The sequence below is a fragment of the Rossellomorea sp. y25 genome (genome assembly GCF_038049935.1).
In the GTDB taxonomy this organism is placed as follows: domain Bacteria; phylum Bacillota; class Bacilli; order Bacillales; family Bacillaceae_B; genus Rossellomorea.
In genome coordinates this window covers 3,423,113-3,437,193 of record NZ_CP145886.1, presented here as the reverse complement: position 1 = coordinate 3,437,193, position 14,081 = coordinate 3,423,113, and the positions used below count along the sequence as shown (strand labels likewise).

Sequence of the window (14,081 nt, the reverse complement as noted above, 5' to 3'; positions counted from 1 at the left end):
ATACTTCATTTTTCCTTTATTCTTTAATGGAAGGTTTGTATCAGGGCTAGAGAAAACTAAGTAGGTGAAGAAAAGTGAGTAAAGTTATAGAAAAAATTGAAGAAATAGATGTAGGAGAAATAGGGATAGCTATATATTCTACAGTAGAAAAGAGAGAAAAATTCTCCTTGAATAGTGAGATTGAAGTCCCTCTTGCATCATCTGAAAAAGTAGCAATAGCATTTTGTGTAGCGAAATGGGTAGATGATGATTTGGTAAATTGGGATGATATTATTGAAGAAGTGTCATTTAATCCAGCTGAAGATAGCAAAGAAGTTTATCCTCATCTACAAAACAGACAAACGCTCCCTTTGAGAGAAGCGGTTGAAGTGATGATTGCTTGCCACGATAGTTATATCGCCAGATGTATTGTTGATTTTTGTGGTGGTTGGGAAAAGTTAAACAAGTTCATCAAGTCTTACTATCCTTCAATAAGTGTTACTGAAAACCCAAGGGATATTGAAAATAAGGCTCAACTAAATGAAATGCTTGATTTGATGATTCATATATATCAGGGGTACCAAACACAACCTCTCTTATGGACACCAATCGTAAATGGTTTGGTTAGACAAAAGGGAGATATTAAAAAAATACCCGCACACCATCTTAACCATATGACAGGTGGATTAGAAAATGTTGTTGTTGATATAGGTGTAATTGGTGACTTTAATCAACAGCCTTATATCTATGCACTAGGGGCGGTTAATTTAACTAATAGATTAAGCAATCAGGTTGCTGACAATAAGATTATTGAAGCTATGGAATTGCTTTATGCTGAATATTTAAAACAGTAATCAGCTTTAATCTTACATACTGGATAAGCAGCCACCCTTTGTTCAAGTAAAGGGCAGGTTAATGGAATAAGAGTGGTTATTTATGGTACGATATTCCAATGTTTAAATATCGCATCCATATTAAAAAGGGGGAATAAGATGTTAGGCTTGCCGAAAGGAGAGGTATTCCTCGTTCCTTGGACAGAGGAATGGAATAAGGAATTTTTACTTGAGAAAGAAAAAATCCAAGATAAAATTGGTGGGTATATAAAGGATATTCACCATATAGGAAGTACTTCAGTAAAACATTTAAGTGCAAAACCAATTATTGATATAGCCATAGAAATCAAAACTTTTACTGATGGGGAGAATACAGCTTCATTTTTAGAGGAGTTGGGATATTCATATAAAGGTACAAATATTTTGCCTGACAGACATTATTTTAGCAAGGGGGAGCCAAGAACTCATCAAATCCATATGTATCAATGTGGAAATGATTATTTACTTGAACAACTAAAGTTCAGAGATTATCTGAGAAATAATGATGCAGTAAGAATTAAATATGAACAGCTCAAACTTGATTTAGCAAGCTTAAATAAAAGTAACAAACATAAATATGCAGAAGAGAAAACAGCCTTTGTTAAAGCAATCTTAGAAAAAATCTAAGAGCTACTTATTCAACAAACGGGGGCGTTTGCTAAACAAGCAGCCGCCTTTTGTTCAAATATTGGGCAGATTAGCTAAAGAGGGATACATACAGAAACTGGAGGTGGATTTATTTGGATTTTACAACGCTTAAATCAGGAATAGTAAGTTTGATTGCTGCAATTTTAATATTCGTCAGTCTGTTTGTTTATGAGCCGAATTTTATAACAAGGGTTGTCGCTTTATTGGTAGCAATTGGAGACGTAATTATTAACCTATATAGAAGACGGATAACAAAAAATGCTTTTTATTGGTTTTCTGGAGTGGTTATTATAAGTATGGGCATTATCGTATTTTGGGAAGAAGGTTCTTATACTAATAGTTATGAAGTGGTTTTACCTCTGTTATTTATTTTCACCATACTCCTAGCTACATACAGAGATATTTTCAAAAAAAGAAACAATGAAGGGTAAGCAATTTATTATAAGTAACCTACTCTTCAATTAAAGGGGGCGTTAATTCAAGAAAGATAAACGCTTTTCATAATGAATTTATTAAAAGATGTAGCAGGTTCGTGGAAGAAGGTAATTAAAGACCGCAACGGAAGAACCGTTTGAGTATAAAGGATTTGGCACTTTTTTATCATTAATAAAGTAGCCCATTAAAAAATCTCAGACTGGCAAATAGTCTGAGATTTTTTAGTAATGGCTTCTTGCAGCATTGAATCCATTATGGATCGCTTCTAATTACTTTGCGGACCGTGAGTCAAGGAAACTGTCTCCTTGGTTCTTCGCCTTCTATATACACTTAGAATCAGTCCTGCGGATATCATCTCCAGCAATAAATGTGAACCTCCATAACTCATGAATGGCACGGAAACACCAGTGAGTGGAGATAAACCGAGATTCGTCAGTAGGCTTAGTATAAACTGAGCTGAAAAGACTGCTGCCAATCCTGTAATAAGCAACTTGCCATAAGGTGAATTCACACTTTTGGCGGTGATCGATATTCTATAAATAAAAAATATAACCAGGGTTACAGCCGTGATTGCGGCTAGCCACCCAAACGAATAGATGATGTAAGCCAAGATAAAATCTGTATGGACCTCAGAAATGAAACTTGGGGTCACCTGAAGGGCACTTCCTATAAAATAAGCCTCACCTATTTTAAGATCTGTATAGAAGCTTACCATGGAGTATATCTGAGAAAGAGACAGCAAATTCCAGATGGGCCATATAGAAGCAGCAAGGGTAAACGCTATAGTTTGCTTAAGGCTGGACCTTGACGTATGCATGATTGCTGCGCAGACAATGATGCTAATGATAGTAGCTGTGAAGGCTCCTGTAGTCGCCAATAAGACGATAGGTGTTGACATAAGACCTACTCCAAACCAAGACTTTCGATTATCATTCCAATCCCAGGAATGAAAGATTCCTGCAAGAGCAATGACCAGTAGGAATGGAGTGATCTCAGTGAAATTAATAGTGGCCAAACCTACATTTAAAAATGGTACATCATCGACTCTAACTCCAATGAGAACGGTCAATAAGAGTATGAGGATTGTTGCCGCATAGAAGTGCTTGGAGTATTTCATCAATCTTCTGTAATCAAGCATAAATAGGCTTAGCATGAGCACGACACCCAACACGTAGAAGCCAAGACTTTTATTGAAAACTTTCAGTTCTTGAAGCTCTGTAAAAGCCGAATGGAATTGCAAATAATACATAACCAGCAGCCCAAATAGAGAAGCTGTCAGCACTGGCAGCAAGGTTTTCACATCCAATGGGGCTTTGTGTGTTTTGTTAAGCTGCTTTCCCAAAACTCCTGAATCTCCCATACGTGCTAATGCTTGATCTATAGCCTCTTCTTCTGAAAGTCCCGTACTCATTGCCTCCTCTTTGAGCGTATGAAGGTGATCGTTAATTTCCAGTTTTATATGGGCATGTACATCCTTATTTTTAATCCGTTTACACAAATCTCTAATATACATTTCAAACTTATTATCTAATCCCATACGATTTTCTCCCCACTTAAAACTTCGTCAACAGCATTCTTGAAAACGGACCACTCTTCTTTTTTTTCTTGAATAAATTCTTTGCCCTGGTTATTAATCTTGTAATATTTCCTCTTTCTCTTTCCGGTCCCTTCGCCCCAGTAAGATACAATTAATTCTTTTTCCTCAAGGCTATGAAGGATGGGATAGATCGTGCCTTCCTTAAAACTAAAAATTCCATTAGACTTCGATTCCAGTTCTTTAATAATTTCATAGCCGTACATTGGTTTAGAATTAAGCAAACTCAAAATAAGAGTAGTGGTACTACCCTTTAGCAATTCTTTGCTTATCTTCATAAACAGTCCACCTTTCTAATGCATAGTAAACCTATGCATAGTTATTATATGTATAATTTATGATATAAATTAATTCTTGTCAATATGTCTATAAAGAAGAACGGCATGTTTTATATAACAAAGACTCATTAAGTAATCGTTAGAGCACATTCTTTTCATAAATTGCTTTTAATAGTTGAATGTGGTGTCAGTAAAAAAAAGGGATAACAGACAATAAGAATTCCTATCATTTATGATTTTTATGTTTATGAAGCAAACATTGATTATTCAACTATCGGGGGCGTTGATCTAAGAAGGATTTACGCTTTTTTTGTTGAAGTTATTGGATTAGCGGACAGGTTAATAGAATACTATGTAAATGTTGTCCTATGGGAAAAAGAGGGAGTGAGTTATATGGATAACGTGATAAAAAGGTTTTTACAATCAGAAATAATGTATCAAGATTTATATGATGAAATAATATATTTCATCTCAAACGTTCATGTAAGAAATGGTGAGTTTGAAGGTAACGAGTTTATTATAAAAAAAATGGACCAAGAGAACTTTATTATATTTCCAGAATATACATTTCATGGTGAAAGCCAAAGAGATATTCCATATAGTACATCTATTTATAGAAAAAACCTACTAAAAGAAATTAACGATTATGCACAAAAACAAGATATAAAAATGAAATAGTTTATTTCGCTAAGGGGGCGATAATCCAAGAAGGGTTATGCCTCTTTTTGTTGAATACAATAAAGGTTGGTTAGATTTTAATTGGTAGCCAATATTTTTAGGAGGGATTTTATATGTTTGTAGTAAATGTCGAAGGTGCTATTCATCGTAATGGTAAGTGGTTGCTAATCCGAAGAAGTAAAAAAGAGGACCATGCTGGTGGTATGCTTTCACTAGTTGGAGGTAAGTGTGAAGTTGAAGGATTTTCAAGTGATATCCTTGAAAGAACGTTAATTAGAGAAGTTTTTGAAGAAGTAGGCATCAAAGTTATTGATCTTAAGTATGTGAACAGTTCCTCTTTTGTAACTCAAGCAGGAATCAATGTAATTGATGTCGTGTTTCTGTGTCGACCAGAATCGGGGGAGCCATACGCTAAAAGTACAGAAGAAGTTGATGATGTTTTATGGATGGCTACTTCTGAAATCCTGAGAAACCAGGAATTGCCTGAGTATTTAAAGAAAAATTTAAAGCTTGCGGAGAATGCTTTAGAAGAAAAATTTTATGTAAAATAAGTACGGTTATTCCGTTATTGGGCGCTATTCTGTAACAAGGATAAGTGTTCATTTTCATTTTAGTACCATATTATTGAATACTACGTAGGGATTATCAATCAGTTTATTGAATTTTTTAAGAAGATGTATTTTTGTTCCATAGGAGCGTTGATTTGAATTAGAATAACAAAAAAGGCTGAGACGGGGTTTTAACATGAAGGTTATTGGTCTTATTGGTGGAATGAGTTGGGAATCCTCTGCTGAATATTATCGGATTATTAACGAAGAAGTGAAAAGAAGATTAGGGGGGTTACATTCTGCAAGATGCCTTTTATACAGCGTTGACTTTGAAGTAATTGAGCGTTATCAGTCAGAGGGTGACTGGAAAAAGGCTGGTGAAACATTGGGTGACGTTGCACACTCTCTTGAAAAAGCTGGCGCAGATTTTATCGTCATATGTACCAATACCATGCATAAGGTTATTGGTGATATACAGGAAAAAATAAATATACCTATTTTGCATATTGCAGATGCAACAGCTCATCAAATTAAAGAGCAAGGAATTAGTTCAGTAGGGTTACTCGGCACAAGGTATACGATGGAGCAAGATTTTTACAAATTACGTTTAGAGTCTAAGGGTATAAAGGTTATCATACCAAATGACAATGAAAGAGAGATTGTAAATAAGGTTATTTATGAAGAGTTATGTTTAGGTAAGGTTCAACAAACATCTAGAGATTATTATAGAAAAGTAATCCAAGGTTTAATCGAAACTGGAGCTAAAGCTATTGTATTAGGTTGTACAGAAATTGGATTATTGATAAAACAGGAGGACTCCGATGTTCCTCTGTTTGACACAACTTATATTCATGCTCTTGAAGCAGCGAATATGTCCATAAAGAAGTAGCGATTTATGCAGCTCTTTTACATTGATTGATATTACACAAACTGGGGGCGTTTGCGTTATATATGGAAATCAGCTAAATGATTTTCATTTAATCCAATATAAAAATGCCATCTAATAGAAGAGAATTATTCAATTAACGGGGCTTATCCGGGGCAGGATAAGCTTCTTTTTTGTTTAAAGTTTTTCTTGAGTAAGATGCCGTTTTTTGAAATAATTGGAATTAAGTTAAAGGGCAGGTTAATTGAAGAAGAATAATTGTAAATGATATTCCCAAAACTAAAAATTAGAGCTTATTAAAAACAAGGAGGTTACTCTTTTGGTTGTTTTGGGAACAAACAATTTTTACAATGATACGACTTGTAATGTAAGAGATGTCTTTTTAGAATTTTTAGTTGTAGGTAAATCACTATTATGAAGAAATATAATTTTGTTTTTCTATTCTTTATTGGATTTTTAATTAGCAGCCCAATGGCTGGAGCAAAGAATTATATCAATCAACGGGTTCCTTTTGGGGAACAATTAACGACGCACTCATTAAAGCATTATGAGATTCAAAACATTAAGATTGAAAATGATTCTGGGCAGCAGCGTGTATTCAGTATTAAGGATGGTTTTCAAGAACGGGTACTCAGAAAAGTGGTACACTGGCTTAATAACTCTAGCCGTGTAAATGGAACAAGCGAGGTATCCTTAGATAACCCATCCAACAAATTGACATTAAAAATGGCAAATGGTGAAGTGATTACCATTGAACCCGCTTATACGTGTGTAACTGTCAATAAACGCAAAACCTGTACGGCTAAAGATGGAAACTTATAGTTTCGCAAAATAGCCAAAAAACACGGTTAAAGTCACAATCTTTTTATGATTGGATCTTAGTAGGGTGGAGAAAAGAGTTGAACGGTCCAACTAAAGAAGAGCTGCTTGAGGAAGCATTATTTACACGTTATTTATATTATTTGGGTCCATCCTATGATGATTTTTTTATGTGTCCAAAAATCATAATTGAACCCATTGATGGGGATCCCAGAAGACATCTTATTTTTGCCAGTGCTTTAAACTATTCAGGACACCACGGTAGCGATTATGATAAACTTACTTTTTTTGTGAGGGATTCTAACCTAACAGGAATACAAGTAAAAAATGTAAAAATAAAGAAACACATTACGCAAGAAGAAAGCCAAAAACAGTGTCAAACTTTCGACTAGATATATATACAAGGGGTGTTTATTTTAGAGAGGTGAACACTTCTTTTTGGGTTCTACAGCAAATAAAAGTTATTATTAGTTTGTGAAGGATTATACTTAAGCTAACGGGGGCGATTGCTGAAAAGCAGCCGCCCTTGTTCAAGTAAAAGGTTGATGGAAGAACGCTAGTGACCTTTTGCGTTTATAGGGGGAGAAAATGAAGAAAAATTTATTTGTTATCTTTATAATTATAGGTATATTTTTAATCGGTAGTTTATCAGGACTGCACTTTAAAGAGATAAATGCTGTACCAGGAGATGTTAAACTGATTAGCTCCAGTGATATTGGCGGTTATGCAAAAGCAGTATTATTTGAAGATAAAACTTCCAATACGTTTGGAGTTGCGGAAATTGAAAAGAAGTTTGGTTTTCTGTATCGATATGATGGTGGTTCATGGGGCGATATGGTAGAGGAAGGTAAACCTTTTCAAGCCACTGGAATTGGCGACGATGATGATTTTTTAGTAGCGATTAAAACTGCAAAAAACTCTAATATTGAGTATATTGTACTAGGAAACCATATGGAAGGTGTAACACCATCGGATAAATACCAATTAACGCTTGATAATGTAAGAGAAAACATTGACGAATATTATTTGAAAGAAGTAGAAGATAACTATGTGTTATTTGTGACTGAGGAATATTCAGAGGATACATGGACTATTAGAGCTTTTGATAAAGAAGGTAACTTAATAGCTGATGAATTATTTGGAGGAGACGCAAGATACATTAATTGGGAATAGAAGCATATTAAATTAACGGGGGCAATAACTGAAGATCGGGCATCTGATCTCCAGCTTTCTTTTTGTTCAATTATAGGGCAGTAATCTAATCTTTTATTAGGAATTTTAAAATCAGAAAGTAGAAAGTTATTCTAATTTGTTATTGTAATTAAAGGCAGACCTAAAATGTGTCTGCCAATTTTTTTGTGATTTTTGTAACGAAATACCTTTAACATAGTCTTACATATGAAGGGAGGTTGAAATGTGGCAGAGTTTGAGAATATATACAATCAATATTTTCGGGATGTTTACTCGTTTTTATTATCGTTAAGCCGTAATGAAAAAGTTGCCGAAGAAATAACACAGGAAACATTCTTTAAGGCCTTAAAAAGTATCGATAAATTTAACGGCAATTGCAAAATCAACGTATGGCTTTGTCAAATAGCTAAAAATACTTACTTTACTTATCTCAGCAAACAAAAACGATACGATAATACAGAAAATGTAGGAGAAAAAATAACTAAGGATAGTATCGAAGCGATGATACTTAGTAAGGAAGAGACTTTTCGAATTCATCAGGTGTTACATTGCTTAGATGAGCCTTATAAAGAGGTGTTCACACTAAGAGTATTTGGAGAACTATCCTTTAAGCAAATAAGTCAGCTCTTTGAGAAAACGGAGAGTTGGGCAAGAGTCACATTTCACCGAGCTAAACAAAAGATACAAAATAAGTTAAAGGAGGGGGCAAAATGAAGAAAATATCATGTGAAATAGTCAAAGATATACTTCCTTTATATTATGACAATGTATGTAGTAGAGAAAGCAAGAAAATGGTTGAAGAACATCTTATCGAGTGTGATGAGTGCAAGAGTGAATTAGCTAGAATAGAAGAGGATATTAAAATTCCGAAAGGAGAAATTGAAAAAAATAATAACGATGGTAATGTTATAAAAAATATCGCTTCCTTTTGGAACCGTTCAAGAGTTAAATCCTTTATGAAAGGTATAGTTATTAGTACATTAGTATTTACTCTTATTTTCTTGGGGTATATCAGTTTGTTTCATTGGGACATCACAGATGTGCCAACTGGTGTGGTGAAGATAAAAGAGGTAAGTGAATTGTCAGATGGGAAAATTGTTTATCATATAGAACTCACTGATGGTTATCAATTAAATACAATTAAATATCACATGGATGAAGAAGGGAACTTTTACTTAACTCCTTTCCGTCCAGTAATTAAGGAACATGCGAAGGCACCATATTCAATGGTAAAAGGTTATGAGATTTTTGACATTGAAGCTCAAGAGGTAAATCGTGACTCGGAGATAAAAGCGTTGTACTATGGAACCCCACAAGATAATATATTAATTTGGAAAAAAGGAATGGATTTACCCAAAGCAAGCGAAGAAGTGGAAAATATGTTTCATTTTGAGTAAATGCAAGTATTGGTATTCAACTAAACCAGCTAATAGTTTGTCAACATTTTTCAATGAAAAGTTCAGAATAAACATGTTACACTAAATTTGGGCATACCAAATAGCCTTCCACTATGCTTGTTATGGAAGGTTTTGTATTAAGTGGACAAGTCTATCTTTTAATCTATATCTTGGAAAGCTTCTTTGCTTGTTAAAATGGCAAAGATCCATCTTAAAAGTTTGTTTACACAGGCTATCACGGCTACTTTGTAAGGTTTCCCTTCGTCTCGCTTTTTATCATAAAAGGCTCTTAATCTTTTGTTTCGAGGGATAACCTCATCGGTGATTTTCTTTTTGCGACAGTCACGAATGGCACACTTCACCGCCATAAATAACGCCTGGCGAAGACGGCTTGAACCTCTTTTGGTTATGCGATTGATCGTGGCTCTGAATTTGCCAGATTCAAAGACACTTGGATCAATTCCTGCGAAGGCTACAAGCTTTTTTGGGTGACTAAACCGTTCAATCTCCCCGATTTCAGAGATAATCGTTGCCGCGATTTTTTCTCCAATTCCAGGGATTGATTTTATAAGTTCATATTCTTCTACTTCTTTTGCGAGAGCGTCTATTTCAGCTGCCAACTTTGATAGATGCTCTTTATACTGTAGAAGCATATGAATATACATATTCATGCTCAAGATATGGCTTTGATAAAGTGTTTTTTGAATTGGATTACGCTCTGCCGCCTCTTTCAATTCAGTAGCTTTTTCTTTTGCCCATGCTCTAGATCGAGACTTACATAATTCAGCTATCTTATCAGAAAGCTCTTTCTCGTCAACCCTTAATATATCCTCAGAAGAAGGGTATTCCTTTAACGTCAGTAGTGATACCACTGAATATAAGCTGCCAAAAACCCCTTTATACTCCGGAAAAACTTGATCAAGTAGGGATTGGAATTGTAATTTAGCCTGTACATGAAGTTCGGTAATGTTCTCATGTTGCCTTGTGAGATTTCGAAGGTTCAAGAGTTGGATTCCTCTTTTTTTGTAGGGCTCTAACTCCTCCTTATAATACAGCTCACATAGGTGATAGGCATCAATCACATCGGTTTTTACCTTCCGTAAATTTGAACTTTTGGCTCTATAGGAGACAAGGGGATTAACAATAATTAATAGATAATCACGCTCCTCTAAATATTGAACGACTGGAATGTGAAAGTGACCTGTAGATTCTAATACGACCGGAGGTCTAATCCCAGTAAAACCCCTTATTTCTTCAAGATACTCTACTAGACAATCAAGACCTTCTATTGTGTGTGGGATACTGAAACTCTTTCGGTGAGGCTTTCCTTTTTCTAAGAATGCTTGAATTTGACTTTCTCCTTTAGAGACATCCAGACCAACGACTGGATTCATTCTAAAATCTCCTCCTTATGAATAAACTTGCCGGTAACCCCTAACTCCATCTTGCAGTGTCATAGCTTCGCTTGTTATACGGGATCCTAGTCCCAACCAGCCTCAATCATGTTTCTACAAGTAGGGGGCGAACAGTTTAATGGACGGGATCAAGTCCCACGGGGGCTTCCGTTCTACCCCGGCTACCGTAATCATATATCGATATAAAAAATGGTCAACCAGAAATATCTTGCTGACCTTATAATACGAACGGGGGCTTTAATGGAATAAAGCCATAAAAAAGGCCAAGAGCAATCTAAAATGCTCTTGGCCTTTTCATATACTTTTCATCAAGTCACAGGTAAGTTGTTTGAGTCACACTTAAGTTGTTTATGTCATAACCGAGTTGTTTATGTCACACTTAAGTTGTCTCTGAACAAAGGGGAGGTTACTCTATAATAATAGATATCTACCAATCTATGCGTGAAATACTAATTAACGCAACCAACTAAAAAATAAAAGAACGCCAGGGAACCTTATTATAAAAGGACTCTTGGCGTTTTTCATTATTCCATACGTTACCCAGTAAATTCCCATTAACGACAAAATAGATATCATTCTAGCTGTGGGAAAGCTTAAGAGGTCAGTTTAAGAACACTTACTTTATTCAAGTGAAAGGGCCAGATTATGGAATAAGAACCTGAAATAAAATTGAAATTTGAAATAATATTATTAGGCCAAAAGCAAGAAAGTTTAACAAGGTTTTATATAAAATAGACATATATTGAAAGGTTATTTGAGTTATTACTAATCGTCACATTAACCTGTTCAAAGGGGGAAATATGAAATTGGATCCAAACATGATTAAGTTTCGAAGGCTTATATTACAAGATTTACCACTTATGTATGACTGGATTAGAAATGACCGCTTTGTTAACCGTTTTTGGGCTTACAACAAAAAAGAACCTTATGAAAAGGTAACCAAAGAGTTTTCTGATTATATCAATAGGGTTGAGCCAACTGATCCGTATCTAATTCTTTATAATGATACTCCTATTGGTTATATACAAACATTCAATTGGAGTGATTATCCAGAATTTGAAAAGTACGTTGATCTTACTAATTCAGCCAGTTTAGACTTATTTATAGGAGAAGAGGAGTATAGAAATAAAGGACTTGGTACTAAAATTCTGTCGCGTTTTCTAAGTCAGTTTGTTTTTTCCAATGAATGTGTAGACAGATGTATTATTAATCCAGAGGTTAACAATAGTATAGCTATACGAGCCTATGAAAAAGTTGGGTTTCAGATTATTAAAATGGTCCCAGATATCCCAGAAGAACCAGGACCTGTTTTTTTTATGAGGTTAGATCGTCAAGATTTCCAAGAATAAAAAAGTTGTAATATCATTAAAAAAAGAAGTAAGCAACCAAGTGATTCTTAATTGATACTTATTGAGCTGGGTGCTTTTCTGTTTTTCTGGCACAGATATTATAGAACGATCTTCCGTTATCGGGCGCTTTTCTGTAATAAGGAAAGCGTCTTTCTTCATGAATGGGCAATTTAATCGAACAAGACTTTTAAATAATTCTGGATATTTATGTTGAAATTAGTGGAGATTGAGAAAGGATGTACTCAAACGGGAAGGATAGTTCAATGGCAGGTTATTTTAATAATTATGTTGAATTTAAATATTTCGCCGCCATTTAGTTCGTCGGTTTTCTAATGTCAATAAAAAAATAGTATATTTTTTGTAACGAAAGTGACTTGAATCGGATATATAAACGGAAGGAGGAAAAGGCTTGGGAGAACTAGATGAAATATATAGCAATTATGCTAAAGAAGTATTCAAATATCTTATGTGTCTTTGTCACAACGCAGATTTATCAGAAGAATTAACACAAGAAACCTTCTATCAAGCTGTAAAATCCATTGATAGATTTAATGGTGAATGTAAAATGTCAGTTTGGCTTTGTCAAATAGCGAAGCACTCCTATTATAAGCATCTTGAACGAAATAAGAAACAACAAAGACATATGTTTCAAGATGACACATTACATACTTCTCCTGAAGCTGAATTTATTTATTCGGAAGACAAAATTGCCCTATACCGAATTATACACTTACTTGAAGAACCATATAAAGAGGTGTTACTTTTGAGGATCTTAGGTGGTCTTAGTTTCAAAGAGATAGGAGAAATTCAATTGAAAAATGAAAACTGGGCGAGAGTTACTTTTTATAGGGCTAAAATGAAATTAAGGGAAAGGGGTAGGGATAACAATGGACAATAAATGCAATATAGTAAGAGATTTACTCCCCTCTTATATCGATCATTTGTGCAGCCAAGATAGTATTCATTTTATTGAGGAACATATGAATTCGTGTAAAAAATGTAGAGAAGTATTAGAAAGTATGAAAAATAATGTTGATTTATCTGATGAGATAGATGAAGTGTATAAAGTGGAAGTAAAGAGACCATTTCAAAAAGTATCCAGGTTCTTCAACGATCAAAAGAAACTGACGAATTATTTACTTGTAGCTACACTTTTCTCCTTGCTGTTTGGATTCATTTTTCTAATTCATTCAAATAAAAAGTTTAGTGAACATAAAGAAGAAGTAACTAATTTAGAAGTAGTTGAACAAGAAAAAGAAGCCATTATGGATGATGTATTTAATATTCTTGGAGCCTCAACAGAAGTGACTGAAAAAGAAGAAAAACAACTTCTTACCATTTTTAAAAAGTATAATGAAAAACTTAATTTGTTAGCTGTTTTTCCAGCAGCAAATATAAAAGATTGGTTACAGGAAAATACTTCTATAAAACAGAAACCTACAACGATCTATCCTATTGAATACAATAAAGCCGCGATTGTCATTGGAAAAGAGGGTATTTTGGGGAAGAATGAAACAATTATTCCTAGTGGTTATGATTTAGGAACCGTAATGATGGCGAATAAACAATGGGTGATTCAATACGAATATAAAAGTTCGTATGAAGAGACTATTGAGAGACATCACCAATTAACCTATTACGGACCAAGCACTTGGAGTATTTTTCAGGCACCTATATTAATGTTTACTATTTTTAGTGTTCTTTTTATAGTTTGGTTATTCTTAAAGAGACAAAATAAACGTCTTAAAGATGTAATGGGATAATATTTTACAGACTAGACTTTAACTAAAAGCGTTGAGGTCTTTAATCTAGAAAATGAACTTAACTATCGGGGCTTATCCAGAACAAGGTAAGCTCTTTTATTATTTATATTTTTCTTGAGTTGGTCGATCGAATTTGAAATTATCGGTATTAAGTTAAAGGAGGGTAATTTATAGGGCTGTTTTCGTAAACTTTGTTGTTTTTTCAATAGTGAAAAGAAACATGGTATTA

At 34.4% G+C, this 14,081-nt stretch carries 17 protein-coding genes; 14 read left to right on the top strand and 3 right to left on the bottom strand.

Annotation, left to right across the window (positions count from 1 at the left end):
• Positions 1–74: 74 nt before the first annotated feature.
• The 3 genes from AAEM60_RS17450 to AAEM60_RS17440 all read left to right on the top strand — a co-directional run bounded on the left by AAEM60_RS17450 (position 75) and on the right by AAEM60_RS17440 (position 1,930).
• Positions 75–833 carry a serine hydrolase gene (locus AAEM60_RS17450; protein ID WP_341356766.1) on the top strand — a complete coding sequence of 253 codons (759 nt, stop codon included), beginning with the start codon at positions 75–77 and terminating at the stop codon, positions 831–833.
• Between the two features lie 138 nt (positions 834–971).
• Positions 972–1,478, top strand: coding sequence for a GrpB family protein (locus tag AAEM60_RS17445; RefSeq protein ID WP_341356765.1), 507 nt, complete (start codon positions 972–974; stop codon positions 1,476–1,478).
• A 113-nt stretch (positions 1,479–1,591) separates the two neighbouring features.
• Positions 1,592–1,930: a hypothetical protein gene (locus AAEM60_RS17440; protein ID WP_341356764.1), complete on the top strand. Its 339-nt coding sequence runs from the start codon at positions 1,592–1,594 to the stop codon at positions 1,928–1,930.
• Between the two features lie 269 nt (positions 1,931–2,199).
• On the opposite strand, the gene AAEM60_RS17435 is transcribed toward AAEM60_RS17440, so the two are convergent.
• Positions 2,200–3,471, bottom strand: a complete 1,272-nt coding sequence (locus tag AAEM60_RS17435; protein ID WP_341356763.1) for an FtsW/RodA/SpoVE family cell cycle protein — start codon at positions 3,469–3,471, stop codon at positions 2,200–2,202.
• On the bottom strand, positions 3,462–3,806 hold the full coding sequence (locus AAEM60_RS17430; RefSeq protein WP_125479584.1) for a PadR family transcriptional regulator: 345 nt from the start codon (positions 3,804–3,806) through the stop codon (positions 3,462–3,464). Before AAEM60_RS17430 ends, AAEM60_RS17435 begins: the two co-directional genes overlap by 10 nt.
• Positions 3,807–4,199: 393 nt before the next feature.
• On the opposite strand from AAEM60_RS17430, the gene AAEM60_RS17425 reads away from it, so the two are divergent.
• From AAEM60_RS17425 to AAEM60_RS17390, 8 genes are all read left to right on the top strand, one after another.
• On the top strand, positions 4,200–4,484 hold the full coding sequence (locus AAEM60_RS17425) for a hypothetical protein (RefSeq protein WP_282139144.1): 285 nt from the start codon (positions 4,200–4,202) through the stop codon (positions 4,482–4,484).
• A 113-nt stretch (positions 4,485–4,597) separates the two neighbouring features.
• Positions 4,598–5,035, top strand: a complete 438-nt coding sequence (locus AAEM60_RS17420) for an NUDIX domain-containing protein (RefSeq protein WP_148996006.1) — start codon at positions 4,598–4,600, stop codon at positions 5,033–5,035.
• A gap of 193 nt (positions 5,036–5,228) precedes the next feature.
• Positions 5,229–5,921: an aspartate/glutamate racemase family protein gene (locus AAEM60_RS17415; protein ID WP_282139143.1), complete on the top strand. Its 693-nt coding sequence runs from the start codon at positions 5,229–5,231 to the stop codon at positions 5,919–5,921.
• A 411-nt stretch (positions 5,922–6,332) separates the two neighbouring features.
• Positions 6,333–6,740: a hypothetical protein gene (locus AAEM60_RS17410; protein ID WP_341356762.1), complete on the top strand. Its 408-nt coding sequence runs from the start codon at positions 6,333–6,335 to the stop codon at positions 6,738–6,740.
• A gap of 77 nt (positions 6,741–6,817) precedes the next feature.
• Positions 6,818–7,129, top strand: coding sequence for a hypothetical protein (locus AAEM60_RS17405; RefSeq protein WP_341356761.1), 312 nt, complete (start codon positions 6,818–6,820; stop codon positions 7,127–7,129).
• Between the two features lie 196 nt (positions 7,130–7,325).
• Positions 7,326–7,910, top strand: a complete 585-nt coding sequence (locus tag AAEM60_RS17400) for a hypothetical protein (RefSeq protein WP_341356760.1) — start codon at positions 7,326–7,328, stop codon at positions 7,908–7,910.
• A gap of 243 nt (positions 7,911–8,153) precedes the next feature.
• Complete coding sequence (locus AAEM60_RS17395) at positions 8,154–8,642, top strand: RNA polymerase sigma factor (RefSeq protein ID WP_341356759.1); 489 nt, start codon at positions 8,154–8,156, stop codon at positions 8,640–8,642.
• On the top strand, positions 8,639–9,325 hold the full coding sequence (locus AAEM60_RS17390) for a zf-HC2 domain-containing protein (protein WP_341356758.1): 687 nt from the start codon (positions 8,639–8,641) through the stop codon (positions 9,323–9,325). Before AAEM60_RS17395 ends, AAEM60_RS17390 begins: the two co-directional genes overlap by 4 nt.
• A gap of 158 nt (positions 9,326–9,483) precedes the next feature.
• Here the strand turns inward: AAEM60_RS17390 and AAEM60_RS17385 are convergent, their stop codons facing one another.
• The gene (locus AAEM60_RS17385) at positions 9,484–10,719 is read right to left on the bottom strand and encodes an IS110 family transposase (RefSeq protein WP_341356757.1); all 1,236 of its coding nucleotides are present in this window, start codon (positions 10,717–10,719) and stop codon (positions 9,484–9,486) included.
• Between the two features lie 821 nt (positions 10,720–11,540).
• Here AAEM60_RS17385 and AAEM60_RS17380 point away from each other — a divergent pair.
• The 3 genes from AAEM60_RS17380 to AAEM60_RS17370 all read left to right on the top strand — a co-directional run bounded on the left by AAEM60_RS17380 (position 11,541) and on the right by AAEM60_RS17370 (position 13,852).
• Positions 11,541–12,089, top strand: a complete 549-nt coding sequence (locus AAEM60_RS17380; protein ID WP_341356756.1) for a GNAT family N-acetyltransferase — start codon at positions 11,541–11,543, stop codon at positions 12,087–12,089.
• Between the two features lie 409 nt (positions 12,090–12,498).
• Positions 12,499–12,987, top strand: a complete 489-nt coding sequence (locus AAEM60_RS17375; protein ID WP_341356755.1) for a sigma-70 family RNA polymerase sigma factor — start codon at positions 12,499–12,501, stop codon at positions 12,985–12,987.
• Positions 12,977–13,852, top strand: a complete 876-nt coding sequence (locus tag AAEM60_RS17370) for a zf-HC2 domain-containing protein (RefSeq protein ID WP_341356754.1) — start codon at positions 12,977–12,979, stop codon at positions 13,850–13,852. The genes AAEM60_RS17375 and AAEM60_RS17370 overlap by 11 nt, the downstream gene beginning before the upstream one ends.
• Positions 13,853–14,081 lie beyond the last annotated feature (229 nt).

What these genes read in the sequence shown, in the direction of transcription:
- AAEM60_RS17415 (WP_282139143.1), top strand. Translation starts at nt 5,229, where the DNA reads ATGAAGGTTATTGGTCTTATTGGTGGAATGAGTTGGGAATCCTCTGCT.
- AAEM60_RS17370 (WP_341356754.1), top strand. Translation starts at nt 12,977, where the DNA reads ATGGACAATAAATGCAATATAGTAAGAGATTTACTCCCCTCTTATATC.
- AAEM60_RS17390 (WP_341356758.1), top strand. Translation starts at nt 8,639, where the DNA reads ATGAAGAAAATATCATGTGAAATAGTCAAAGATATACTTCCTTTATAT.
- AAEM60_RS17430 (WP_125479584.1), bottom strand. Translation starts at nt 3,806, where the DNA reads ATGAAGATAAGCAAAGAATTGCTAAAGGGTAGTACCACTACTCTTATT.
- AAEM60_RS17380 (WP_341356756.1), top strand. Translation starts at nt 11,541, where the DNA reads ATGAAATTGGATCCAAACATGATTAAGTTTCGAAGGCTTATATTACAA.
- AAEM60_RS17385 (WP_341356757.1), bottom strand. Translation starts at nt 10,719, where the DNA reads ATGAATCCAGTCGTTGGTCTGGATGTCTCTAAAGGAGAAAGTCAAATT.
- AAEM60_RS17445 (WP_341356765.1), top strand. Translation starts at nt 972, where the DNA reads ATGTTAGGCTTGCCGAAAGGAGAGGTATTCCTCGTTCCTTGGACAGAG.
- AAEM60_RS17420 (WP_148996006.1), top strand. Translation starts at nt 4,598, where the DNA reads ATGTTTGTAGTAAATGTCGAAGGTGCTATTCATCGTAATGGTAAGTGG.
- AAEM60_RS17410 (WP_341356762.1), top strand. Translation starts at nt 6,333, where the DNA reads ATGAAGAAATATAATTTTGTTTTTCTATTCTTTATTGGATTTTTAATT.
- AAEM60_RS17400 (WP_341356760.1), top strand. Translation starts at nt 7,326, where the DNA reads ATGAAGAAAAATTTATTTGTTATCTTTATAATTATAGGTATATTTTTA.
- AAEM60_RS17425 (WP_282139144.1), top strand. Translation starts at nt 4,200, where the DNA reads ATGGATAACGTGATAAAAAGGTTTTTACAATCAGAAATAATGTATCAA.
- AAEM60_RS17435 (WP_341356763.1), bottom strand. Translation starts at nt 3,471, where the DNA reads ATGGGATTAGATAATAAGTTTGAAATGTATATTAGAGATTTGTGTAAA.